The following is a 24,757-nucleotide window of genomic DNA, read 5'->3' as shown; positions in this document are numbered from 1 at the left end:
AGGTGCGCGAGCGATGCAAGGTGCGCGAGCGATGCAAGGTGCGCGAGCTATGCAAGGTGCGCGAGCTATGCAAGCCATGCAGGCCACCCACGCCACCCACGCGCGATAGGCCGCACAAGCTACGCACACCACGCACGCAAACCCTCGGGCCATGCTGCCTCAACCCATGAAAGCGACGAGCCGCGCAACCCACAATGCCACACGATCTGCGCTGCGCCAAGCCGGCCTCGCCAGTCCGCAGAGCCCATGAACCGGCGAGGCCCGCACAATAGCGACCGAGGCCCACGCAGCCCAACGCACGAAACGCACCACATGCACCCACCGCCGCCCGCGACAAACCCCACAAAAAACCACTCACCATGACCGACTACCGATTCTGCCCGCGCTGCTCGACGCCTCTCATCGAGCGGGCCGACGCCGAGCATGAAGGCGGGCGCATCCGCCAGACCTGTCCCGACGAGCAATGCGGCTACGTCCACTGGAACAATCCGCTGCCGGTGGTTGCCGCGATCGTCGAATACGAAGGCAAGATTCTGCTTGCGCGCAACGCCGCGTGGGCCGAGGGTGTGTTCGCGCTGATCACCGGCTTCCTCGAAAACGGCGAGACGCCGGAGGAGGGCATTGCGCGCGAGGTGTGGGAGGAGACGTCGTTGCACGCGGAGTCGGTTGAACTGATCGGCGTGTATGAATTCATCCGCAAGAACGAACTGATCATCGCGTATCACGTGAAGGCGCATGGCACCATTTCGCTGTCGCCCGAACTGCTCGAATACCGGCTCGTGGAACCGGCGAATCTGCGTCCCTGGCGCGCGGGCACCGGTCAGGCGCTCGGCGAATGGATGCGGCGGCGCGGTCTGCCATTTGAATTCGTCGACAAGCCGGGACAGTAAGTGCGCGCGCCGAGTTCGACGGGTTCGCCGCAAGCAGGTCTCGCAGCAGCGTCGACGAACGGCACTACGGCACCAATGGCACCAATGGCACCAATGGCACCACGACAACGACTCTCCGCGATGCACCGATAAACAAAAGCGCCCCACAGCCACCTTCGTTCGAACCAACGCCCATGTCCACGACCGCATCCAAACCCCAACCCACCGCACGAAGCGCCTATCCGCATTTCCTCACCATCACCACGCGCTGGATGGACAACGACGTCTACGGTCACGTGAACAACGTCGTCTACTACAGCTACTTCGATACGGTGGTGAACGAGTATCTGATCCGCGCGGGCGTGCTCGACTTCGAGCGCGGCGCGACCATCGGACTCGTGGTCGAAACGCATTGCAACTACTTCGCGCCGGTGGTGTTTCCGGAGCGCGTCGACGCAGGCTTGCGGGTGACGCGGCTCGGTGCGTCGAGCGTGCGCTATGAAGTCGGACTCTTTCGCGAAGGCAGCGACGAAGCCGCCGCCCAAGGCCACTTCGTGCATGTGTACGTGGATCGCGTGACGCGCCGTCCGGTGAATCTGCCCGACGCACTGCGCGCGGCGCTCGAGCCGATCGGCGTTGCCATCGGCACCGCGGACTAGGCGTGCAGTCGTTCGTCATCAATCTGCTGAACGGAATCAGCTTCGGCCTGCTGCTCTTCATGCTGTCGGCGGGCTTGACGCTGATCTTCAGCATGCTCGGCGTGCTCAACTTCGCGCACGCGAGCTTCTACATGCTGGGCGCTTACGTCGGCTATTCGGTGGCGGCGCGCTTCGGTTTCTGGGCCGCGCTCGTGATCGCGCCGCTCGTCGTCGGCCTGATCGGCGCGGCGCTCGAGCGCTGGCTGTTGCGCCGCGTGCGAAGTCACGGACATCTCGCCGAGTTGCTGCTGACCTTCGGCGCGGCCTACGTGCTCGGCGAACTCGTCAAGCTCGGCTGGGGCTTGAGCCCGCTCGGCGCGAGCGTGCCGGCTGTACTCGACGGTCCGCTTTTCACGCTTTACGGCGCGACCTTCGCGCGCTATCGCGCGTTCATGATGGCGCTCTCGCTCGTCATGCTTGCGGCGCTGTACGCGGTGCTGCGTGTGTCGAAGGCGGGGCTCGTGGTGCGCGCCGCGCTCACGCACGCGAGCGCCGTCGAAGCGCTCGGCCACAATGTGCCGCGCGTCTTCACCGGCGTGTTCGCGGCGGGCACGGCGTTGGCCGCGCTGGCCGGCGTGATCGGCGCGCCGCTTTCCGTCATCGAACCGTCGATGGCAGAATCGCTCGGCTCGATCGTGTTCGTCGTCGTGGTGATCGGCGGGCTCGGGTCGCTCGGCGGTGCGCTCGCGGCGTCGCTGCTGATCGGCTGCATTCAGACGCTCGCGGTCGCGAGCGACGTTTCGCTCGGCGACGTGCTCGCCGTTTTCGACGCCTCGCTGCCGCGCGAATGGGACGCGCTGACGCTCGCGCAGCTTGCGCCGCTGATCCCGTATCTGCTGCTCGTCGCGATGCTGGCGTTGCGCCCGCGCGGACTCTTCGGACGGCGCGACGATCATGCGTAAGGTCTCGAAGTCAGCAACTGCAGTCGCCTCGACGATAACGCCCGCCGAGCCCGATGCCCCGCATCAACGCGCGTTATGGCGCAATCTTTTACCGTGGCTCGCGCTGGTCCTGCTGCTTCTTGTGCCGCCGCTGCTGTCGCCGCAAAGCTGGCTGCTCGCCTATCTCGCGCAGACCGCGACGATGATCGTCTTCGCGCTTTCCTACAATCTGATGCTCGGCGAAACGGGATTGCTGTCGTTCGGACATGCGGCGTATTCCGGCCTAGGCGCACTGATCGCCGCGCATCTGTTCAATCGCGCCGGCGTGCCGCTCGTGCTGCTGCCGCTGATCGGCGGGGCAGGGGCCGCGGTATGCGGCGCGCTGCTCGGCTTCATCTCGACGCGGCGCGCCGGCACCGCATTCGCGATGATCACGCTCGGCATCGGCGAACTGGTGGCGGCGGCCGCGTGGACCTTGCCCGACTGGTTCGGCGGCGAGGCGGGCGTCGCGATCGATCGCGCGAGCGGTCCGCCGCTCGGCGCCTTCACATTCGGCCCGGCTCGCGAGGCGTATGCGCTGATCGCGCTGTGGTGCCTGCTCGCGAGCGCGGCGATGTTCGCGCTGTCGCGCTCGCCGTTCATGCGGCTTGCCAATGCGGTGCGCGACAACCCGGCGCGGGCCGCGGCCATCGGCTGCTATCCGCGACGGATTCGCCACGGCGTCGTCGTGATTTCGGCATTTTTTGCGGGCGTCGCGGGCACGCTGGCGCTCATCAATGTCGAGCTGGTGTCGACGGAAAGCGTCGGCATGGTGCGCTCGGGCTCGGTGCTGATTGCAACGGTGATCGGCGGAACGGGCGTCTTTTTCGGGCCGGTCGTGGGCGCGGTCGTGCTGACGTTTTTCAGCGTGGCGGTGGCGAGTGTCACGCGGGCCTGGCTCTTTTATCTGGGGCTGTTCTTCATCGTGATCGTGGTCGCTGCACCGGATGGGATCGCTGGCTTCGCGCAGCGGCACCTGGCGCGGCTAACGCGCTTGGGCTGGCGCTCGTGCCGGGCTGCTTGCATGGTCGCCTATCTGGCAGGCACAGCGGCGCTCCTGCTATGGAGCGCCGCCATCGTGCTCGCGGTGCAGTGGGCCTACGCGGCGCAATTCGGCGCGGACGAAGGCGCCGCGTTGCGCGTCGGCACAGCGTCTTCGCTGATCACGTTTGGCGTGTCGTCACCCTGGCGGCTCGTCGTAGCAATTGTTGCGTTGGCAGCGTGCGGAACGGTAGCGGCGCTCGCCGCGAGCCGCGCGCAAACCCGCCTCGCCGCGCATGCCCGCGCGCTGCACAACGCCGGAGACACACGATGATCCCGGCACTCGCGCTCTATGGCGTCACAAAACGCTTCGGCTCCACGCAGATTCTGCGCGGCGTGAATCTCGCGATCGAACCAGGCGAGCGTCACGCGTTGATCGGCCCGAATGGCGCGGGCAAGTCCACGCTCTTCAATCTGATTGCGGGTGACGCGCGTCCCAACACGGGACGCATCGACCTGTTCGGCGCGGAGATCACGCGGCTCGCGCCGGCGGCGATCGCGCGGCGCGGACTCGCGCGCAGTTTTCAGAGTACGAGCGTGTTCGCGCGCCTGAGCGTATTCGACAACCTCCGTTGCGCCGCGCTGCTCGCCGAGCGCGACCGCTTGCGCTGGTGGCAGCGTTTCGCGGGTTCATCCACGGTCGATGCGCGCGCCTCGCAGGTGCTGCACGCGGTCGGCCTCGGCGCACGCGCGCATGTGCAGGCCGCGACGCTCAGTTATGCCGAGCAGCGCGCGCTCGATCTCGGCATTGCGCTCGCGGGCGGCGCGCATACCTTGCTGCTCGACGAGCCGACGGCCGGCATGAATCGCGCGGAGGCGGCGCGCGCGATCGAACTGATTCGCGAGACCACCGCGGGCCGCACGCTGCTGATGGTCGAGCACGACATGGACGCGGTGTTCGCCATCGCCGATCGCATTTCAGTGCTTGTACAAGGGCGCATTATCGCGACCGGCACGCCCGCGGCGATTCGCGCGGATGCCGCGGTGCGCGCCGCGTATCTCGGCGAAGGTTTCGACGCATGACGCCCTTGCTCGACATTCGCGGACTCAACGCATGGTACGGTCCGAGCCAGGCATTGCATGGCGTGAACCTGCGGATCGGCGCGGGCGAAGTGCTCGCGCTCGTCGGCCGCAACGGCTCGGGACGCTCGACGCTCGCGCGGGCGATCATGGGCCTCGTGCAGTGCGACGGCGAATTGCGCTTTAGAGACCGCTCGCTTGCCGGGCTGCGTACGTTTGAAATCGCGCGGCTCGGTATCGGCTATGTGCCGGAGCATCGTGACGTGTTTCCCACGTTGAGCGTCGGCGAAAATCTCGAACTGGGGGTTGGGCCGGGCAATAGTGCAAATCGCGGACGCGCGCCGCGCTTTACCATCGACGATGCGTATGCGCTTTTCCCAGTTTTGCGCGAGCGCAGGCGCACGCGCGCGGGCGCGCTGTCGGGCGGCGAGCAGCAGATGCTGACGCTCGCGCGTGCGCTGCTCGGCGATCCCGATCTGCTCGTGATCGACGAACCCGGCGAGGGCCTTGCGAGCCTCGTCATGCAGCAGGTCGCGCAATGTCTGCGCATGCTGCGCGAGCGCGGCATGGCGATGCTGCTGATCGAACAGAGGCTCGTGATCGCGGGGGACATTGCGAGCCGCGTCGCGGTGATGGGTCATGGCGAAATCGTGTTCGACGGCGAACTCGATGCTTTCGTGCAGCGCACCGACGTGATGCGCGAGTGGCTCGGTGTCGGTTGAAGGGCGCGCCGTGCCGCTTTGAAAAAAAACCGCGGTGCGATTAGCGTTTGAATTTGCATCGTCGATAGTCCGCTCAGGTCCGGCGCGCAAGGCATTTCGCTGACCGATCGCGGCGATTCAAACGCTTGATCGTTTGGTGAGCGTCCTCCAGAAATCTTGTCGGCAGCGCGCGGACAAATAAAGACAATTATTGAAGACCGCGCGGCGTCGGCGCGCGCGATTTGCGCGTCGAAATGCGTCGAGATGCGTCGCGGCTTCAGGAGGAGACATCATGAAAAACATACGCACGGCCCGCGAGCATGGATGGCGCGCGCCGCTTGTCGCAAGCTTCGCGCTGCTCGTCGCGGCGCTTTCCATGTCTGCATGCGCCGACGCGAATTCGACAACCGCAAACACTGCGCCTTCCGCAGACACGCAAAGCCCAACCGCAAGCCCAACCGCAAGCGCAAGCGCAAGCCCAACCGCAAGCCCAACCGCAAGCGCGCCGCACGCGCAGCCCGCTTCATCCCCACGTCCCGCGATCGAAGCCGCCAAGGCCCGACAACTCGCGTTAGAGCAAAGCATCGCGGCGCGCGTGCCCACAGCGAGCGGCATGAGCATCAAGCGCAGCCGCGCGCTCACGCTGCGCGACTCGGGCATCGACGGCTCGCTGATGCTCGCGCGCGATGTCGACTTTCGCGTGACCGGCGACATCGGCTTCATGATTCACGACATGGCGGCGACGCTCGTGCCGACGCGCGCGGGTGAGCCGATTGTTTTCGATGACCCGACGAGCGTGACGATCGACGTTCATCGCGGCGAAGTCACGCTCGACAGCGCAAAGCTCACGGCGATCTTCGACCGTTATCTGTTCCAGTACCAAGCCTCGCCGCTGCGCAATATGCGCGTGGTGCCGCAAGACGGCGGCAGTTTGCGCATAACCGGCGAGATGCATCGCGATACGTGGGTGCCGATCGTGCTGTCCGGATCGCTTGCGATGCGCGGCGCGGACGAACTCGTGTTCCATGCCGATCACGTCGAAGTCGCGGGCGTGGCCGCCGACCGGTTGATGCAGGCCGCGCATGTGAAGATGGCCGATCTGCTGAAAGTCGATACGCCGATTGCGCGGCTCGACGGCGACGACGTCGTGATGCAGGTCGCGAAGCTCACGCCGCCGCCCGCGCTGCGCATGCGCATCACGCGCATCGACACGAGCGCGGCGGGCGTGCGCTTCACGCTGGACGACGGCACGCTGCCCAACATCGACTGGCCCGCGAACATGCCCGCGCGCGGCATGCTGGTGCAAGGCGGCGACGTGAAGTTCATGCGTTCGATGCCGATGAATATCGACATGGCGCTGACGCCCATCGATAGAAGCGCGCCGTTCGTGCTCGATCTGTACCACTATCGCGAGCAGATGGCCGCCGGCTATTTCACTTTCGACGAAGCCGGCGCGCTCGACGTGCATCTGCCTTCATACGCGACGCTCGCGAGCGCGGCGAAAGAGCCGCCGCCGCGGATCGGCATCGGCATCGGCAGCGCGAGTGCGCGCTTTAACGACAGCCTGATTCGCGCGCAGCAGGCGTCGCTGGCGCAGGCGCGGCTCGTGTGGCAACGTGCGCCGCAGAGTGTGCAACGCGCATCGGCCGCGCATGCGATGCCTGTCAGTCTGCGTACGGGGTTGTCTCGCGGCAGCCGGGACGCTGCAACGCTCACACCCAACGACGAACGTCGTTCGACAGGTCCCACCCCGCTGATCCACGTCGAAAACGTCGACTTCTACGTGGCCGGGCGCATCGGCTTTCACGTGCGTTCGCTCGACGCGCAGATGGTCCCGAAGACGCCTGGCCAACCGGTCGATCTCGACAATCCCGATCAGTACGACATACGCATCATCGGCGGCGAAGTAGTCGAACCGTGGCCGGCGATGGCCGCGCTATTCAACGATTATCTGCTCGATTACGAGCCGCGCTCGCTCAACGATCTGCAACTGAAACCGGTCGACGGCAAGCTCGAAGTCACGGGCGGCATCAAGTTGTGGAATCACTTTCCGGGCGTATGGCTGCCGACGACGATGAGCGGCACAATCGTCGCGCGAGACGAGCGGCATCTCGTGTACGAGCCGGCGTCGGTGAAGGTGCTTGGCGTGCCGCAGGCGGGACTGCTGCGCGCGCTCGACATTCCGCTTGCGTCGTTGACGCCGTTCACGCGCAAGGGCGTCGCGCTCGAAGGCAACCAGCTCGTGTTCGATCAGTACACCGTGTTTCCACCGCCGGTCTTGCAAGGGCGTCTTGCAAGCGCCACCGTCACGGACGAGGGCCTCGTGCTGAAGTTCAAGCGCGAACCCGGCATTACCGTCGCGCGGCCGCCCGCCAACGCTACGAAGAGCTACGTATGGATCGAATCGGGCGACGTGAAGATGTTCAACTCGCTCGTCACGAACGCGCGAACCTTCATCAGCGACAGCTCGAACCCCGGCGTGATGAAGTTCGATTTATATGGCTATCGCAGGGACGTTTCGAAGGGCACGGTAAAAATGAGCACGGACGGCGCGCTCGGCGTGGATCTCGCCGCGCGAGGCAAATAAGAGCGCGCCTGCCTCGCGCGAAGCCAGCCGCACGACTCAATCTTCCTTGTTGACGATCCACTCGTGCGCCGGGTCGTTACGGAAATGCCACGTCCGCTGCGCGCCCGCCATCACGTTCAGATAGTACGAGTCATAGCCATACGGCACGACGACCGGATGATAGCCGCGCGGCACCATCACGACGTCGTGATTCTCGACCGCCATCGATTCGTCGATGTCGCGCATATCGGTGTACACGCGCTGAAACGCAAAACCCTGCGGCGGATTCAGCCGATGGTAGTACGTCTCCTCGAGCGAACTTTCGTGCGGCACGTTGTCGGTGTCGTGCTTGTGCGGCGGATAGCTCGACGCGTGGCCGCCCGGCGTTCTGACCTCGACCACCAGCAGCGACTCGGCGGGTTCGGTCTGCGGAAGAATATCGCAGACGTAACGCGTATTCAGGCTTTTGCCGCGCGTGGAGCGTTTCATCGAAGACGGCTCGATCAGGCGCGCGGGCAACTCGCCTTTTGCAGGCGCGCTCGCCACGCCGATCTCCGCATCGCGGCATGCGCGCACCGCGGCGCGCACGCCTGGCGGCAAATACACCGCATAGGGCGCGGCATCTTCGAACACGCTGTCGCGCGAACCGAGCGAACTCCACTTTGCGTGCTGCGTTTCGATGTCGACCGCGCCCGTGAGCACGACGATGCACACTTCGCGCGACGGCTCGAACACATGCACGACTTCACTCGTGCCGAGACGATAAGCGGCGAAGCCGACATAGCGCCAGCACGCCGACTCGGGTGTCACTCGCGCGATTGTCTGGCCTTCGCGCTCGGCCTTCACTAACAGACTCATGCTGCCTCCTGCGTGTCGAGCGGCGCATCGACCAATGCACGCAATGTATTGAAGCCTTTTTGCGCGTACTCGAACGACGGCGCGACGACCGGGTCCTGTTCTGCTTCGACCACCAGCCAGCCGCAATAGCCGTGCCGCTTCAGACGCGCGATGATCGACGGAAAATCGACGGCGCCGTCGCCGGGCACCGTGAACGCGCCCGCGATCACCGCATCGAGAAAACTCCAGTTGCGATTGCGCGCGAGCTTCATCACGGCGGGGCGCACATCCTTGCAGTGCACATGGCAAACGCGGCCGATGTGCTTGTCGAGCACGGCGAGCGGATCGCCGCCTGCAAACGTGATGTGTCCCGCGTCGAACAGCAGGCCGACTGCGTCGCTCGTGCGCGACATCAACTGGTCGACGTCGGCGGGCGTTTCGACGTACGCGCCCATGTGATGATGGTAAGCAAGCCGCACGCCGCGGCTTAGCGTATAGCGTGCGAATTCATCGACGCGCGCGGCATACGCGGCCCATTGCGCGTCGCCGAAAAAACGCGGCCTCTGATACAGCGGCTTCGGCGCGCCCTGAATCGAATCGGCCACTTCGCCATACACCGTGACGGTCGCGCCATTTTGCGCAAGCAAGTCGAGATGCGGGCCCGACCGCCGCGATTTCCTCTTCGACGCTGCCGCGCGCGAGACGCCCCGAATACCATCCCGACACGAGCGCGAGATCGTATTGCGCGAGCAGCGTCTTCAATGCCTGCGGTTCGCGCGGGAATTTGTTGCCGAGTTCGAAGCCCTGATAGCCGATCTGCCGGCCTTCGGTCAGCGCGACCTCGAGCGGCGTTTCGCCGCCGAGCGAGGGCAGGTCGTCGTTCATCCACGACAACGGATTGATGCCGATGCGTACGTTGAAAGCTGTCATGCGAGCGATCCTCGATCGTTGACGTCGTTGTCCTTTTCGTTGCTGTCCTCTGCAACGCCGGATGGTTTTCCGCGTGCCGCAATCTGGGCATCGTAATTCGCTCGCGCGTCGCGCACGCTTGCCCGCGACGATACTTCGGGCACCGCGACTTCCCACCACCAGCCGCCGTCGGTCGTCGTGCGGGCCGGGTCGGTGTCGATGCTAATGACGTATGTGCGATCCGCGGCGCGCGCACGTTGCAGCGCGGCTTCGAGTTCCGCGACGTTCGCCGCATGCTCGGCATGCGCGCCGAGCGCACGCGCATGCGCGGCGAAGTCGATGCGCGGCGCGCCAAGCGGCCCTTGCTTGCAATCGTCGAGCAGGTTGTTGAACGGCGCACCGCCGCATGCCTGCTGCAGTCGATTGATGCAGCCGTAGCCGCGATTGTCGAGCACCACGACAATCAGTTTCGCGCCGAGCATCACGGAAGTCGCGATCTCGCTGTTCATCATCAGATAGCTGCCGTCGCCGACCATCACGATCACTTCGCGCTCGGGACGCGCGAGCTTCGCACCGAGCCCGCCGGCGATCTCATAGCCCATGCACGAGTAGCCGTATTCGACGTGATACGCGCCCGGCGTCGCCGCGCGCCACAGCTTGTGCAATTCGGCGGGCAAGGTGCCCGCCGCGCATACGACGATGTCGTTGGCCGGCGAGTTCGCGCTCGAACGCTGCACGGCGCCGATCACATCGCCCTCGTAAGGCAGCACGGCGTCGCGCTGCGGCGCGTGCGTGAGCGTATGTACGGTGTCGCGCCAGCTTGCCGCGAGTTGCTGCGCGCGAGCGGTCCACGCGCGGTCCGCATGCCAGTCTTGCAGGCGCGAGCCAGGTCCATGGAGCGCATCGAGTGCATCGAGTGCGAGACGCGCGTCCGCTTCCACCACTTGCGCGCGATGCTTGAGGCCGTCGAATGCATTCGCATTGATGCCGATCACGTCCGCCTGCGTGAAGAGCGTGTTCGAGCCGGTCGTGAAGTCCTGCAAACGCGTGCCGAGCGCGAGCACACAGTCGGCGTCGCGCGCGAGTGCGTTCGCGGCAGGCGAGCCGGTCACGCCGAGCGCGCCAACGTTCAATGGATCGTCCCATGCGAGCGAACCCTTACCCGCCTGCGTCTCCGCGACCGGAATGCCGTGCGCGGCGGCGAAGCGTTGCAGCGCGTCAGTCGCGCGGCCGTACAGCACGCCGCCGCCCGCGACGATCAGCGGCCTCTGCGCGCGCCGCAAGCGCTCGATTGCCCGCTCGATTTCATCGACGCGCGGCGCCGGCGCATAAAACGTCACGACGCGCGGCGCGAAGAAATCGGCGGGGAAGTCCCACGCCTGCGCCTGAACGTCTTGCGGCAACGCGAGCGTGACGGGCCCGCAGGACGCGGCGTCGGTGAGCACGCGCAGCGCGCGCGGCAACGCACTCAACAATTGCGCCGGATGCACGATGCGATCGAAGTAACGCGACACGGGTTTGAACGCATCGTTGGCGGACACGCCACCGTCGTGGAAGTCTTCGACCTGCTGCAAAACCGGGTCCGGCGCGCGCGACACGAAAATGTCGCCCGGCAACAGCAGCACCGGCAAACGGTTCACATGCGCGAGCGCCGCGGCAGTGAGCAGATTCGTCGCTCCCGGTCCGATCGACGTCGTGACCGCCATCATACGGCGGCGGAAATGCGCCTTCGCGTACGCAATCGCGCTATGCGCCATCGCCTGTTCGTTATGCGCGCGCAGCGTGGGCAATTCGTCGCGATGCTGATACAACGCCTCTCCCATGCCCGCGACGTTGCCGTGACCGAAGATCGCGAACACGCCGCCAAAGAGCGGCTCGGTGCCGAGACCGTCTTCGGTCGCGACGCGTTGCGCGGCGAGATAACGCACGAGCGCTTGCGCGGTGGTCAGGCGAATCGTGCCTTCCCGAACCGCGCCGCTTGCGGATGCCGCGTGGCCGTGCTCATGTTCCTGCTCGCGTTTGTGATCCATCATGCGCTGATTCATGCGGCCTGCTCCTGATGAACATGCGTCTTCGCGTCGGGTTCGCCGGCCACGGATTCACGCGCCGCGCGCCACGATGCGATCAGCGTTTCGAAGATGCGGCGCACGCGCGCGATCAGTTCGTCGTCGCCGATTTCACCGGCAAGCCACGCATGGCTCGGCTCGTGAAAGATCGTGCGGCCCACCGTGAAGCCGCGGCACGTCGACGAGCGCGCCGCCGCGCGAAAGCCATCGTTCAACTGCTCGACACCCGCCGACAAACCGAGCAGCACGACACCGCGGCAATACGGATCGCGCTCGGCGATCAACGCGTCGACGTTGCGCCACTGCGCGGCGTCCATCGGTTCGAGCTTCCACCACTCGGGATAGATGCCGATGTTGTAAAGCCGCTTTAACGCGCGGTACACCACGTTCGGTCCTTGCGGCAAGTTCGGGTGCTTCGGCGGAATCACTTCGAGCAGCAACTCGTGGCCGCTTGCCTGCGTTGCATCGTAGAGCGCGCGCAATTGCGCTTCCTGTTCGAGACGCTGTTCGATCGGCTCGTCGGGATGGAATTGCACGAGGCACTTCGCGACGTGCTCTTGCGGCCACGTGACGAGCGTCGTGCCCACGGAGCGTCCATGATCGAAGACGAGCGGCACCGAGCCCGGCAATTCGACGGGGCGCCCGATCCACCAGCCGCGGCCGGTCGCCGCATTCAGCGCATCCTGTCCATAACGATCGTCGATCAGCACGCCGATGCGGCCTTGCAAGCTCAATGCGCTTTCGGTCTGCGAGACCGCCTCGACGAACAGGCCCTTGAGCCTCGCGATGCGCGCGTCGCTCGCGCCGGTCTGCTGCGCGAGTTCGAAGAACTGGTTGCGATGATCGAATGCAAAGCCGAGTACTTCGTTCCATTGCTTGCGCGCGGGCGTCACGCGATGCAGGCGCGCGAGCGTCGCGTCGCGGTCCGGGCGGCGCATGCGTTCGGGGTCGGCTTTGGCCTCGCGCAGGAAGTAGTCGAGTTCGGCGGGCGTCGGCATGGCCGGCGCGCACGCGTGGCGCGAGACCACCAGGGCGCCGCTCGCGTTCCCGGCGCGCGCGCATGCTTCGAGCGGTTGATCGCGCAACCATCCTGAGAGAAAGCCGGAGGCGAACGCGTCGCCCGCGCCGAGCACGTTCAGCACTTCCACTTGCACGCCGCCGTGAACCGGCACGTCGTCGAGCGAGGCGGGCACTTTGCCGTCGATAATCTGGCAGCCCAGCGGCCCGCGCTTGAGCACGAGCGTGGCGGGCGTTACCGCGCGCACCATCGCGAGTGCGTCGACGAGTTCGCTCTTGCCGCCTGCGATGCGAAACTCTTCTTCGGTGCCGATCACGAGATCGAACAACGGCAGAATGCGCTGCAAATGCGCGGTGACGCCTTCGCTCGCGACAAAGCGCGTTTCGCCGTCCGCCTTGCCCGTGAGACCCCACAACACCGGACGATAGTCGATGTCGAGCACGGTGCGCACCTGGTTGCGCCGCGCGTAGTCAAGCGCGCGGCGGCTCGTGCGGTTCACCTGCTCGGTGGAAAAGTGCGTGCCGGTAATCAGCAGCGCTTTCGACGACGCGATAAACGCTTCATCGAAATCCGCTTCGTCAACGGCCATGTCCGCGCAATTCTCGCGATAGAAAATCAGCGGGAACGTGTCGCGGTCTTTCAGGCCGAGCAGCACGAGCGCGGTCAGGCGTTCCTGATCGACGCGCACGTGGCTCACGTCGCAGCCTTCCTTCGTCAACGTCTCGGTGAGAAAGCGGCCCATATGGTCGTTACCGACGCGCGCGAGCATCGCCGCGGAAAGTCCGAGCCGCGCGCAGCCGAACGCAATATTCGCCGACGATCCGCCGAGATACTTCGCGAAGCTCGACACGTCCTCGAGGCGCGCGCCGACCTGCTGCGCGTAGAGATCGACGGCGAGGCGGCCAAGGCACACGATGTCGCGGCTGCGCTCCGGCGCGAAGCGGCTGCCGGCGTTCGCGCCGGACATGCCCGCGGTTTCGCCCGAGGTCTGTGCCGGTGTGCCGCCGAATGTACTGGAATGAGCCATGAATGTCCCTGAATGACGGAGCGCGGCAAGCGGTTTCATCGCTGCGCCTGCCGCGCGAATGAATCAGATCGTTGCGCCTTCGAGTTCGCCGATCATCTTCTGCATCTCGGCGCCGCCCGCCATCATGTCGAGCACTTCGTCCTTGCTGATGGTTTCCTTCGTGAAGGTGCCGAGCGATTTGCCGCGATTGAGCAGCGTGAACGAGTCGCCGATCGGATATGCGTGATGCACGTTGTGCGTGATGAAGATCACCGAGATGCCTTTCGCGCGCGCCTTGTGAATCAGCTTCAGCACGTTGAAGCTCTGCTTCACGCCGAGCGCGGCGGTGGGCTCGTCGAGAATCAGCACGCGTGCGCCGAAGTGAATCGCGCGCGCAATCGCCAGACACTGTTTCTCGCCGCCCGACATCGTGCCGATCGGCTGATGCGGATCGCGCACGTTGATGCCCATTTCCGCGAGCTTGTCGCGTGCGGTGGTCGCGCTGGTTTCGAGGTCCATCACGTTCAGGAAGCCGAAGAGTTTCTTTTGCGGCTCGCGTCCCATGAAGAAATTGCGCGCGACGGAAAGCAGCGGCACGAGCGCGAGATCCTGATAGACGGTGGCGATGCCCAGATCGAGCGCGTCTTTCGGCGACTCGAACAAAACCGGCTTGCCGTCGACCAGATACTGGCCCGACGACGGCTGATGCACGCCGGCCAGCGTCTTGATGAGCGTGGACTTGCCCGCGCCGTTGTCGCCGAGCAGGCAGTGCACTTCGCCGCGCTTCAGGCGCAAGGTCACGCCGCTTAGCGCGATCACCTTGCCGAAGTACTTGTTGACGTTTTCGAGCGCGAGGATCACGTCGTCTTGCTGCGCGGCGGCGGTTGCCACCGGCGCTTCGTGAGTCACAGGGTTCGTATCCGACATGTTCGTCTCCTCGTTACGATTGCGACACGCGACGGCGCACGTAGTGATTGAACAGCACCGCGATCAGCAGCATCACGCCGAGGAACACGCGGAACCAGTCGGAACTCACGTTCGTATAGGTGATGCCGATCTGCACGACGCCGAAGATCAGCGCGCCGAAGCAGGCGCCGACCACGGACCCATAGCCGCCCGTCAACAACGTTCCGCCAATCACCGCCGCGATGATCGCTTCGAATTCCTTCTGCAAGCCGCGATCCGCCGCAGCCGAGCCGATGTCGCACACTTGCAATACCGCGAACAGGCACGAGCAGAATGCGGTCAGCACGAACAGCAGAATCTTCACGCGGCGCACCGGAATGCCCACGTTCTTGGCTGCGTTCGCATCGCCGCCGACGGCGAGAATCCAGTTGCCGGCGCGCGTCTTTGCCAGAACGAATGCGCAGATTGCGGCGAGGCCGAACCACCACAGAATCACCTTCGGAATGCCAGGCACCAGCGCATGACCGTTATCGAGCAGCGTGCCGATGCCGTGGTGCGCGAGCATCGTGAAGAGGCCATTGAGCGCGACACCGTGAAAGAGCGTGTTGGCGAGCCAGTCCTGCTGCGCGAGGTCGCCGACGCCCGAGACGATGGTGCGGTCGGCGAACATGATCGACAGCGCGAGCGTGAGGCCGCGCAGAATGAACAGGAAGGCCAGCGTGACGATGAACGACGGCAGCCGCGTACGCATCACGAGATAGCCGTTGAGCGCGCCGAGCAGCATCGAGCCGGCGAATGCAAAGAGGATCGAGAGCGAAATCGGCCAGTGAAAGTATACGCTCGGAATCGCGACCATCATGCCGGCGAAGCCGATCATCGAGCCGATGGAGAGATCGAACTCGCCCGCGATCATCAAGAGACATGCGCCGACCGCGAGGATGCCGAGATACGCGGACACCTGCGACCAGTTCATCACGCCGTCGAGATTGAACATGCCGGAGCCGCCGGCCGTCAGCGCGAAAACGAGAAACACGAGTACCGCGCCGGAAATCGCGGCAAATTCAGGGCGGTTCAGCAGATGACCGAACCACGATTCCTTGCGCACGCGCTCGTCGCGTCCGTCGCGCGCTTCGGCGTCCGGGCGCGGCGCGGCGTTATGCGAGGCGGCGCTGTTTGGATCGACGTGCGGTGGGAAGTGTTTGCCGGCTACACCCATGATGTCTCCTTGGAGCCGGCTGTGCGTTAGGGCAGGCGGGAATGCGTTGCGAGAACGACAGCCGGTGAAATGCGCGCTGGCGGCGAAGCTGCCGGGCGGGAGCGATGCCCGCCGCGCGCGTGACTAGCTAGAAGAAAGAATCAGCGATACTGCCCTGCGTACTTGATGACCTTGTCGAGGTTTTCCTTCGTGATGAAACCCGGGCCCGAACGAATGTTCTTCGGTCCATACGACGGCGCGAGACCGTACGTCGCGAGCCGCGCCTTGAACTTCGGATTCGCTTCGAGAATCTGGCGGATTTTCGCGGGGTCGGTGGTGTGCTCTTTCTTCACGATGGCGAGCACGGCGACCGGAATATAGCCTTGCAAATACGGCTGCTGATCGATCGCGAACTGGATCGTGCCGTTCTGGATGGCCTTCGCGATGTCGTCGGAGAAGTCGAACGTGCAGAAATAGATCTTGCCGTTCAGGCCCATTTGCTGGACCGCTTTCAGCGTGGCCGACGCGGGCGTCGGTCCGAGCGTGAGAATCGCGCCGGTGTTCGGATGGTTGCGCAAATAGGCGCTGACCTTCGATTGGATCTCGGTCGGGTCCTGGCCGGAATCGATGGTGGACGATTTATAGTCGACGCCGATCGCATCCGCGAAACCACGGCAACGGTCGAACGAAACGGTGTTGGTCGCGAGGTGATTCACGCACACGAACGACTTCACGCCGGCCGCTTTCGCCTTCTCGCCCGCCGCCTTGCCGGCGACGTATTCGGGCTGGCCGACGTGCATGATCGCGCCCAGTTGCGCGCTCTGTTCCTCGGTGCCGGAATTGATCGTGACGAGTGGAATCTTCTTCGCGGTCACCTTGCTGATGGAGCTCTTGAGCACATCGTAATCGGCGATGGTGACGATCACGCCGTCGTAGTTGCGCGCGGCGGCCTGCTCGACGAGGCGCGCCATATCGGCGATGTCGCCGTTCGGCGGATTGCGATAGTCGGTCTCGACGTTGAAGTCCTCGTCGGCCTGCTTGATCGCGTTCTTGATCGTGTTCCACCAGGAATCGGAGTCCGGCGCGTGGCTGATCAGCACGAAATGAGCGTCAGCCGCGCGGGCGGCCGAAGCCGCGCCGAATCCCGTCGCCAACGTCAATGCCGTCACCAGAATCCTGAGCGTAGCCTTGCCCTTGCAAAGTCTCATGTCTCCACCTTTCTCGGTCTGTCGTTATTGAGGGAGCGACGCAGCTGCGCCGAAGCGCCATCGCTCACGACCAAGATTAGGTCATCTTCGAGGGTGGTGCAACAGAAATTTCATCGTGAATAAAAATGGAAAATACGTTCCATTTATGCGATGCGCTGCCTATAATCGGCAACGTCAAACACGTCGTGCGGCGCGCGTCGAAAGCGTCTGCCGCACTGCGACAAAGCACCGAAGAGAGACTCATGGCGGAAGAGAGCACCGAGGAATTGCCGAGCGTCGAAGAATTGATGCAGCGCATCGCGGAAAACTACGAAGCGTTGCCGCGTCAGTTGAAGAACGTCGCAACGTATATCGAGCAGCATCGTTCGAGCGTGATGGTCGATCGCACGAGTGATATTGCCGCAAGCTGCGGCGTGCATCCGTCGGCGGTGGTGCGTTTTGCGCAGCGCTTCGGCTTCTCAGGTTTCTCCGATTTGCAGGCGGTGTTTCGCCAGGCGTACACAGGGCAGGGCGCGTCGTCGCCGAGTTATCAGCAGCGCATTCGCAAGCTGATCGACGACAAGCCTGGCGCGCTGTCGGGCGGCGCGGTGGCGCGCGAATTCATCGCGGCGTCGCGCGGCGGCCTGGAAGAACTCGAAGCGGGGCTCGACGACAAACAGTTCGACGCCGCCGTGAAAATGCTGCAGCAGGCGGACAACATCTATGTGATCGGCGTGCGGCGCTCGTTTCCGGTCGCGAGCTACATCGTCTATGCGTTGCAGCACACGCCCAAGCGCGTGCATCTGGTGTCCGGTTTCGGCGGCATGTATCGCGAGCAGATTCGCAGCGTGAAGAAGGGCGACGTGGTGATCGCGATCAGCTTCGCGCCGTATGCGAAGGAAACGCAGTATTGCCTGCGCGTCGCGCATCATCATCAGGCGAAGACGCTGGTTATTACGGATAGCCAACTATCTCCGCTCGCCCGTTACGCGAGCACTCAACTGTATGTGAAAGAGGGCAGCGCGTTTGCGTTCCGCTCGCTGACCAGCACGATCTGCCTGTGCCAGGCGCTTTTCATCGCGCTCGCGTACAAGCTCGAACTGAACGTGGAAGAATCCAAAGACACTGGAGGATACGATGACTGACGCAGCACAACCGATCGACGTCGCGGTGTTCGGCGCGGGGCGCATCGGCAAGATTCACGCGGCCAATCTCGCGCGGCAACCTGGCGTGAGGCTCAAGTATGTGGTCGATGTGAATCGCGAAGCGGCCGCGGCGCTCGCTGCCGCGCATGGCGCGCAAGTGGCGGACATCGACGGCGCGATGGGCGACGCTTCGGTCGGCGCCACGGTGATCTGTTCGAGCACCGACACGCACGCCGATCTCATCATGAAGTCGGCCGCGCAGAAAAAGCACGTGTTCTGCGAGAAGCCCGTCGACCTCACGCTCGAACGCGCACGGGCCTGCGCGGACGCGGTCGAACGCGCGGGCGTGGTCTGCATGATCGGCTTTCAGCGCCGCTTCGACCCGACGTTTTCCGCGCTGAAGGCGCGTCTCGACGCGGGCGAAATCGGCACGCCGGAAATGCTCATTGTGACGAGCCGCGATCCGGGGCCGCCGCCGGTCGAATACATCCGGCATTCGGGCGGCATCTTCAAGGACATGCTGATTCACGACTTCGATATCTTCCGCTGGATTCTGGATGACGAAGCCGACACGCTGCATGCGACCGGCAGTTGCCTCACCGATCCGGCGATTGCAAACGCGGGCGACATCGACTCGACGGCGGTGACGATCCGCACGAAGCGCGGCCGTCTGTGCCAGATCAACACCGCGCGCCGCGCCGCCTATGGTTACGACCAGCGCTTCGAAGTGCTCGGCAGCGGCGGCATGCTGCAAGCGGGCAATGTGCGGCCCACTGAAGTCACCGCTTATTCGAAGACCGAAGTATCGAGCGACGTGCCCGAGGCGTTTTTTCTCGAACGTTATCGCGCGGCGTACGCGCTGGAAATCGCGCATTTCTTCGAAGCCGTGACGCAAGGCAAGCCGGTGCGCACGACCGTCGCCGACGGCGTGAAGGCGCTCGAACTCGCCGAGGCCGCAACGCTTTCGTGGCGCGAAGGCCATGCGGTCAAACTCGGCGAGGCCGCGCGATGAATGCCGCGGCAGCGCATGACAAGCGCGTTCGTTTGGGCGTGGTCGGCCTTGGGCGGCTCGGCAAACGGCACGCGGAGAATCTCGCGTATCGCGTGCCGGGCGCGGAACTGGTCGCCGCTTGCAGTCCGCTGGAAGAGGAGCGGGCATGGGCGCGCGACGCGTTGCCGTCGCCGCGTCTTTACGACGATTACGCGAAGCTGCTCGACGATAGCGAAGTGGATGCCGTGTGGCTCGTCACGCCGTCGTCGTTGCACGCGCAACAGATCGTCGACGCATTGCGCGCGGGCAAGCACGTGTTCTGCGAGAAGCCGTTGTCGCTCGATCTCGCCGAATGCGAGCGCGTGCTGGCCGAGGCCGCGCGCTTTCCGCATCTTCAGGCGACGATCGGCTTCATGCGGCGCTTCGATCCGAGCTACAAGGATGCATTCGACAAGATCGCGGCGGGCGCGATAGGCCGGCCGTTTCTGGTGCGCTCGCAGACCACGGACAAGAACGATATCGACGGTTTTTTCGTGCGCTTTGCGGCGACCTCGGGCGGCATCTTTCTCGACTGCACGGTGCACGATATCGACGTCGCGCGCTGGCTGCTCGGCAAGCCGCGCGCGACGCGCGTGTTCGCGGCCGGCGCGGTCGCGTTACATGAAGGCCTGCGCGAATTCGGCGACGTCGACAACGGCGTCGCAATCTGCGAATTCGAGGGCGGCAAGCTCGCGATGTTCTACGCGTCGCGCACGCAGGCGCACGGCAACGACACGCACAGCGAAGTGATCGGCACGGCGGGCGCGCTCGCGATCGGACGCAATCCGCGCGCGAATCGCGTGGAGATTTATGACGCGAGCGGGATTCGCAACGAGTGCACGCCGAGCTTCTTCGACCGTTTCGAAGACGCGTTTTTGCACGAGGCGCGCGCGTTTGTCGCGGCGGTGCAGGGCGGGGCGGGCTCGGAGGCGCAAGCGGGCGCAACGCTTGCCGACGCGCTCGAGGCGACGCGCATCGGCAATGCGTTGCGGCAGTCGCTGCAGAGTGGGCAGGCGGTGACGCTTTAGCGCCGGGATCGCGGCGGCGGCACTCTCAACGCCGCCACCGGCAGCGCGGCGCAGGCTGCGGTAGAATTTGACCCTCTGTCTGGCGTCGCACAACGGCGTCTCGTCCCGAAGGTCATCGTCGATGCAAATTCAGATTCACAAGGAAGTCGATGCGCGCGGGCTGATGTGCCCGCTGCCCATCCTGCGCGCCAAAAAGGCGCTCGCCGATATGGAAAGCGGCCAGATTCTCAAGGTGCTCGCCACCGACCCCGGTTCGCAGCGCGATTTCGCCGCGTTCGCGAAGCAGACCGGCAATGAGATCGTCGAGAGTTCGTCGCACGACAAGGTTTTCACGTTTCTGATGAAGCGCCGCTGACGCAGGCGCTGAAACACGTTCGCTCGAACGCGTCCTCTCAAACGCGTCCGCTGAAAACGCGCGCTGCAAACAAAAGGCGCTGTGCCCGCCAAAGCGGGGCACAGCGCCTTTTTCATTCGCGCGAAAGAATCAGCCTTCGAGCACCGGCGAACGCGTCCGCAGATATTCTTCGAAATCCGCGGCCACTTCCGGATGGCGCAGCGCGAATTCCACCGTCGCCTTCAGATAGCCGAGCTTGCTGCCGCAGTCGAAACGCGTGCCGTGATACTTGTACGCGAGCACCTGTTCGTCGGCGAGCAGCGACTGGATCGCGTCCGTCAACTGCAGTTCGCCGCCGGCACCCGGCTTGATTGAGCGGATGTGGTCGAAAATGCGCGGCTTCAGCACGTAACGGCCGACAACGCCGAGATTGGACGGCGCGACGTTCGGCTCCGGCTTCTCGACGATGCCCGACATCTTGATGATCGAGTCTTCCCATTCCTTGCCGTCGACGATGCCGTACGACTTGGTTTCCTGCGCCGGGATCTCTTCGACGCCGATCACCGAGCTGTGATAGTGGTCGAACACCTCGATCATCTGCGTCATGACGGGCGGCGTGCCGTACAGCAGGTCGTCCGCGAGAATCACGGCGAACGGGTTGTCGCCCACCAGCTTTTCGGCGCACAGCACCGCGTGGCCGAGGCCGAGCGCTTCCGGCTGACGCACGTAGAAACAGTCGACATGGCTCGGCTTGATGCTGCGCACGAGTTCGAGCAGCTTGTCCTTGCCGCGCGCCTCTAGCTCCGCTTCGATTTCGTACGACTTATCGAAATGGTCTTCGATCGCACGCTTGCTGCGGCCCGTGACGAAGATCATCTCCGTGATGCCGGCCGCCATGGCTTCTTCCACCGCGTACTGGATCAGCGGCTTGTCGACGATAGGCAGCATTTCCTTCGGGCTTGCCTTCGTGGCAGGGAGGAACCGGGTGCCAAGACCTGCTACCGGAAATACCGCCTTTGTAACTTTTAGCATGTGATTTACCCTGAGTCCTCTGGTTTAATCAGTCCGTGCCCGCCGCGCGGGGCGGGCGTGGAGCGCCGATCAGGCCGGCAAGCGCGCGAGCTGCGCTTTCAACTTGCCAACAGTCGCTTCGAATTCCGCCAGCCTTTTCTGCTCCTGCTCGACGACTGCGGGCGGCGCCTTGGCGACAAAACTTTCGTTCTGCAGTTTGGCATTGCACTTGACGATTTCCGTGCTCAACCGCGCAATCTCTTTCGACAGGCGCTCGCGCTCGACGGCCACATCGATCTCGACCTTCAGCACGAGCTTGTCACTTCCTACGATAGCAATTGGCGCGCCATCTGCCTGCGCGTCGAGCGTTGCTTCGTCGGCGATGATCTGCACTTCGGAAAGACGGGCCAATGCCTGGGCGTACGGAGCGAAACTGCGCAGACGCTCCGCGTTGCCGGTGACGAGCAACGGCACCTTCACCGCCGGCGACAGATTCATTTCGCCGCGCAGATTCCGGCACGCATCGATCATTGCCTTCAGGTCGGCGGCCCATTGCTCCGCTTCTTCGTCGATCTTCGACATCTCGGCAACGGGATACGGCTGCACCATGACGGACGCTTCGCCCTCGGCCTTGTCCGCGGGATAACGCCCGGCCAACGGCGCAACTTTTTGCCACAACGCCTCGGTGATGAACGGAATCACCGGATGCGCGAGGCGCAACACCGTCTCGAGCACGCGCAGCAGGGTGCGCCGCGTCGCGCGCTGCTGGTTCGGCTGACCCGTCTGGATCTGCACCTTCGCGAGTTCGAGATACCAGTCACAGTATTCGTCCCATACGAACTTGTATAGGGCGTTGGCCACATTGTCGAAGCGATAGTCGGCAAAACCCTTGGCGACTTCCGCTTCCACGCGCTGCAAGAGCGACACGATCCAGCGATCCGCCGACGAAAAATGCAGATGCCCGTCCGGCCCGCATTCGCCGCATTGCGCCGGCTTGCCGAAGCCGCAGTCGTGGCCTTCGCAGTTCATCAGCACGAAGCGGGTGGCGTTCCACAGCTTGTTGCAGAAGTTGCGGTAGCCTTCGCAGCGCGCGAGGTCGAAGTTGACGTTGCGCCCGAGCGTGGCCATCGACGCCATCGTGAAGCGCAGCGCGTCGGTGCCGAACGCGGGAATGCCGTCGGGGAATTCCTTGCGGGTTTTCTTTTCGATCGACGCCGCCTGCTTCGGATTCATCAGGCCGGTGGTGCGCTTGGCGACGAGCGCATCGAGCCCGATGCCGTCGACGATATCGATCGGATCGAGCGTATTGCCCTTGCTCTTCGACATTTTCTGGCCTTCGGCGTCGCGCACGAGGCCGTGCACGTAGACCGTGTCGAACGGCACCTTGCCCGTGAAGTGCGTGGTCATCATGACCATACGCGCGACCCAGAAGAAGATGATGTCGAAGCCCGTGACCAGCACCGACGACGGCAGGAAGTGCTTCAGTTCCTGCGTCTCGTTCGGCCAACCGAGCGACGAAAACGGCACCAACGCGGACGAAAACCACGTGTCGAGCACGTCTTCGTCACGCTTGAGCGGGCCGGTATAGCCGGCTTCGGCCGCTTTTTCGCGTGCGCCTTCTTCGGTCTTCGCGACGAAGATTTCGCCGTTTTCGCCGTACCAGGCCGGAATCTGATGGCCCCACCAGAGCTGGCGCGAGATGCACCAGTCCTGGATGTTTTCCAGCCACTGGTAATACGTGGAGGTCCAGTTTTCCGGCACGAACCTGATCTGGCCGTTGCGCACCACGTCGAGCGCGGTTTCGGCGATCGACTTGCCCGGAGTGAACGTGCCCTCGGGCGCCGGCTTGCTCATCGCGACGAACCACTGGTCGGTCAACATCGGCTCGATCACGACGCCGGTGCGGTCGCCGCGCGGCACCATCAGCTTGTGCGGCTTGACGGATTCGAGCGCGCCGAGCGCTTCGAGGTCGGCGACGACCTGCTTGCGCGCTTCGAAACGGTCGAGGCCGCGGTATTTTTCCGGCGCGTTTTCGTTGATCTTCGCGTCGAGCGTGAGAATTTCGATTTGCGGCAGCTTGTGGCGCAGGCCGACCTGATAGTCGTTGAAGTCGTGCGCGGGCGTGACCTTCACGACGCCCGTGCCGAATTCCCGGTCGACGTAGTCGTCGGCGATGATCGGCACTTCGCGGTTCGACAGCGGCAGCGTGACGGTCTTGCCGATCAGGTGCGCGTAGCGCTCGTCTTCCGGATGAACCATCACGGCGGTGTCGCCGAGCATGGTTTCGGGACGCGTGGTGGCGACCGTGAGATGGCCGGAGCCGTCCGTCAGCGGATACTGGATGTGCCACAGATGGCCGTTTTCTTCCTCGCTGACCACTTCGAGATCGGACACGGCCGTGAGCAGCACCGGGTCCCAGTTCACCAGCCGCTTGCCGCGATAGATGAGGCCCTGTTCATAGAGGCGCACGAACACGTCGCGCACGGCGGTCGACATTTTGTCGTCCATCGTGAAGTATTCGCGCGACCAGTCGATCGACGCGCCGAGACGCCGCACCTGGTTCGTGATGGTGGAGCCGGATTCCTGCTTCCATTCCCACACGCGTTCGACGAATTTCTCGCGGCCCAGATCGTGGCGCGACACGCCTTTCGCGTCCAGTTGCCGTTCGACGACGATTTGCGTGGCGATGCCCGCGTGGTCCGTGCCCGGCACCCACAGCGTGTTTTCGCCGAGCATGCGGTGATAGCGGGCGAGGCCGTCCATGATGGTCTGATTGAACGCGTGGCCCATGTGCAGGGTGCCCGTGACGTTCGGCGGCGGCAACTGGATCGAGAAGTCTTTCCGGTTGCCGTCGAAAGCGGGCGCGGCGTACGCGCGCTTTTCCCATTCGGGGCCCCAGTGGGCTTCGACGGTGTGCGGCTCGAAGCTCTTGGCCAGGGTGGAGGAGGTATCGCTCGGGGTGTCGCTCATGTGTCGATCGGCTGATGAATGCGGGGAATGTTCGATTATAAGCGGCGCAGCAGGCGCGGGCCTGGTTTTGGGGTTGGGTTGGTCGGCTTGCGTTGGCCCGCTTCGGATCTCGCCAGCCCGCGCCCGTCATAAGACAGCGCTCCGCCCGCGCCGCTCATGGTGAACCCGCGTTGTCCACGCGGCGGCGCGTACTTTATGCTTCATTCACGCGCTTGCCGCCGCCGCTGTCCGTTGCTCCCCGCTGGCGTGCGCCGCGGCGCGCCCGCGTCTTTAGGTTTTCTCACCGCACTCGAAGGATCG

At 64.3% G+C, this 24,757-nt stretch carries 19 protein-coding genes and 1 pseudogene; 11 read left to right on the top strand and 9 right to left on the bottom strand.

Annotated elements, in window-relative coordinates; all coding sequences use genetic code 11:
• Window positions 1–359: 359 nt before the first annotated feature.
• From ABIE53_RS14545 to ABIE53_RS14515, 7 genes are all read left to right on the top strand, one after another.
• On the top strand, window positions 360–890 hold the full coding sequence (locus tag ABIE53_RS14545; RefSeq protein WP_053858521.1) for an NUDIX domain-containing protein: 531 nt from the start codon (window positions 360–362) through the stop codon (window positions 888–890).
• 173 nt (window positions 891–1,063) lie between these two features.
• Window positions 1,064–1,528: an acyl-CoA thioesterase gene (locus ABIE53_RS14540; protein ID WP_114156313.1), complete on the top strand. Its 465-nt coding sequence runs from the start codon at window positions 1,064–1,066 to the stop codon at window positions 1,526–1,528.
• 2 nt (window positions 1,529–1,530) lie between these two features.
• Complete coding sequence (locus ABIE53_RS14535; RefSeq protein ID WP_006052024.1) at window positions 1,531–2,469, top strand: branched-chain amino acid ABC transporter permease; 939 nt, start codon at window positions 1,531–1,533, stop codon at window positions 2,467–2,469.
• Entirely contained in the window at window positions 2,462–3,802 is a 1,341-nt protein-coding gene (locus ABIE53_RS14530) for a branched-chain amino acid ABC transporter permease (RefSeq protein ID WP_192698839.1), read from the top strand. Before ABIE53_RS14535 ends, ABIE53_RS14530 begins: the two co-directional genes overlap by 8 nt.
• Complete coding sequence (locus ABIE53_RS14525; protein WP_114156311.1) at window positions 3,799–4,551, top strand: ABC transporter ATP-binding protein; 753 nt, start codon at window positions 3,799–3,801, stop codon at window positions 4,549–4,551. The genes ABIE53_RS14530 and ABIE53_RS14525 overlap by 4 nt, the downstream gene beginning before the upstream one ends.
• A complete protein-coding gene (locus tag ABIE53_RS14520; RefSeq protein WP_114156310.1) occupies window positions 4,548–5,270 on the top strand; it encodes an ABC transporter ATP-binding protein in 723 nt (240 codons plus the stop codon). Before ABIE53_RS14525 ends, ABIE53_RS14520 begins: the two co-directional genes overlap by 4 nt.
• A gap of 271 nt (window positions 5,271–5,541) precedes the next feature.
• Window positions 5,542–7,836 carry a hypothetical protein gene (locus tag ABIE53_RS14515; protein WP_114156309.1) on the top strand — a complete coding sequence of 765 codons (2,295 nt, stop codon included), beginning with the start codon at window positions 5,542–5,544 and terminating at the stop codon, window positions 7,834–7,836.
• A 36-nt stretch (window positions 7,837–7,872) separates the two neighbouring features.
• Here the strand turns inward: ABIE53_RS14515 and iolB are convergent, their stop codons facing one another.
• The 7 genes and pseudogenes from iolB to ABIE53_RS14480 form a co-directional block, all read right to left on the bottom strand.
• Window positions 7,873–8,673: a 5-deoxy-glucuronate isomerase gene (gene iolB, locus ABIE53_RS14510; RefSeq protein ID WP_114156308.1), complete on the bottom strand. Its 801-nt coding sequence runs from the start codon at window positions 8,671–8,673 to the stop codon at window positions 7,873–7,875.
• Window positions 8,670–9,582 (bottom strand): annotated as a pseudogene (iolE, locus tag ABIE53_RS14505) (myo-inosose-2 dehydratase). Before iolE ends, iolB begins: the two are co-directional and overlap by 4 nt.
• Complete coding sequence (gene iolD, locus ABIE53_RS14500; protein WP_114156306.1) at window positions 9,579–11,606, bottom strand: 3D-(3,5/4)-trihydroxycyclohexane-1,2-dione acylhydrolase (decyclizing); 2,028 nt, start codon at window positions 11,604–11,606, stop codon at window positions 9,579–9,581. The pseudogene iolE and the gene iolD overlap by 4 nt, the downstream one beginning before the upstream one ends.
• On the bottom strand, window positions 11,603–13,672 hold the full coding sequence (locus ABIE53_RS14495; RefSeq protein WP_374710185.1) for a bifunctional 5-dehydro-2-deoxygluconokinase/5-dehydro-2-deoxyphosphogluconate aldolase: 2,070 nt from the start codon (window positions 13,670–13,672) through the stop codon (window positions 11,603–11,605). Before ABIE53_RS14495 ends, iolD begins: the two co-directional genes overlap by 4 nt.
• A 63-nt stretch (window positions 13,673–13,735) precedes the next feature.
• The gene (locus ABIE53_RS14490; RefSeq protein WP_029967685.1) at window positions 13,736–14,578 is read right to left on the bottom strand and encodes an ATP-binding cassette domain-containing protein; all 843 of its coding nucleotides are present in this window, start codon (window positions 14,576–14,578) and stop codon (window positions 13,736–13,738) included.
• Between the two features lie 13 nt (window positions 14,579–14,591).
• Entirely contained in the window at window positions 14,592–15,773 is a 1,182-nt protein-coding gene (locus tag ABIE53_RS14485; RefSeq protein WP_029967683.1) for an ABC transporter permease, read from the bottom strand.
• 140 nt (window positions 15,774–15,913) lie between these two features.
• Window positions 15,914–16,960 (bottom strand): sugar ABC transporter substrate-binding protein, encoded by a 1,047-nt coding sequence (locus tag ABIE53_RS14480; RefSeq protein ID WP_006052398.1) that lies wholly within the window; start codon window positions 16,958–16,960, stop codon window positions 15,914–15,916.
• 242 nt (window positions 16,961–17,202) lie between these two features.
• On the opposite strand from ABIE53_RS14480, the gene ABIE53_RS14475 reads away from it, so the two are divergent.
• From ABIE53_RS14475 to ABIE53_RS14460, 4 genes are all read left to right on the top strand, one after another.
• Window positions 17,203–18,084: a MurR/RpiR family transcriptional regulator gene (locus tag ABIE53_RS14475; protein WP_029967682.1), complete on the top strand. Its 882-nt coding sequence runs from the start codon at window positions 17,203–17,205 to the stop codon at window positions 18,082–18,084.
• A complete protein-coding gene (gene iolG / locus ABIE53_RS14470; RefSeq protein WP_029967681.1) occupies window positions 18,077–19,096 on the top strand; it encodes an inositol 2-dehydrogenase in 1,020 nt (339 codons plus the stop codon). Before ABIE53_RS14475 ends, iolG begins: the two co-directional genes overlap by 8 nt.
• Window positions 19,093–20,142, top strand: a complete 1,050-nt coding sequence (locus ABIE53_RS14465) for a Gfo/Idh/MocA family oxidoreductase (RefSeq protein ID WP_114156305.1) — start codon at window positions 19,093–19,095, stop codon at window positions 20,140–20,142. Before iolG ends, ABIE53_RS14465 begins: the two co-directional genes overlap by 4 nt.
• A 127-nt stretch (window positions 20,143–20,269) precedes the next feature.
• The gene (locus tag ABIE53_RS14460) at window positions 20,270–20,497 is read left to right on the top strand and encodes a sulfurtransferase TusA family protein (protein ID WP_029967676.1); all 228 of its coding nucleotides are present in this window, start codon (window positions 20,270–20,272) and stop codon (window positions 20,495–20,497) included.
• Between the two features lie 129 nt (window positions 20,498–20,626).
• On the opposite strand, the gene galU is transcribed toward ABIE53_RS14460, so the two are convergent.
• Together galU and ABIE53_RS14450 are read right to left on the bottom strand one after the other, a co-directional pair.
• Complete coding sequence (galU, locus tag ABIE53_RS14455) at window positions 20,627–21,508, bottom strand: UTP--glucose-1-phosphate uridylyltransferase GalU (protein WP_006052403.1); 882 nt, start codon at window positions 21,506–21,508, stop codon at window positions 20,627–20,629.
• 69 nt (window positions 21,509–21,577) lie between these two features.
• The gene (locus ABIE53_RS14450; RefSeq protein ID WP_114156304.1) at window positions 21,578–24,457 is read right to left on the bottom strand and encodes a valine--tRNA ligase; all 2,880 of its coding nucleotides are present in this window, start codon (window positions 24,455–24,457) and stop codon (window positions 21,578–21,580) included.
• Window positions 24,458–24,757: the final 300 nt, after the last annotated feature.

Origin of the sequence: Paraburkholderia sp. OAS925 (assembly GCF_040543975.1) — a bacterium.
Taxonomy (GTDB): domain Bacteria; phylum Pseudomonadota; class Gammaproteobacteria; order Burkholderiales; family Burkholderiaceae; genus Paraburkholderia; species Paraburkholderia graminis.
This window is presented reverse-complemented; position numbering and strand designations above follow the sequence as displayed.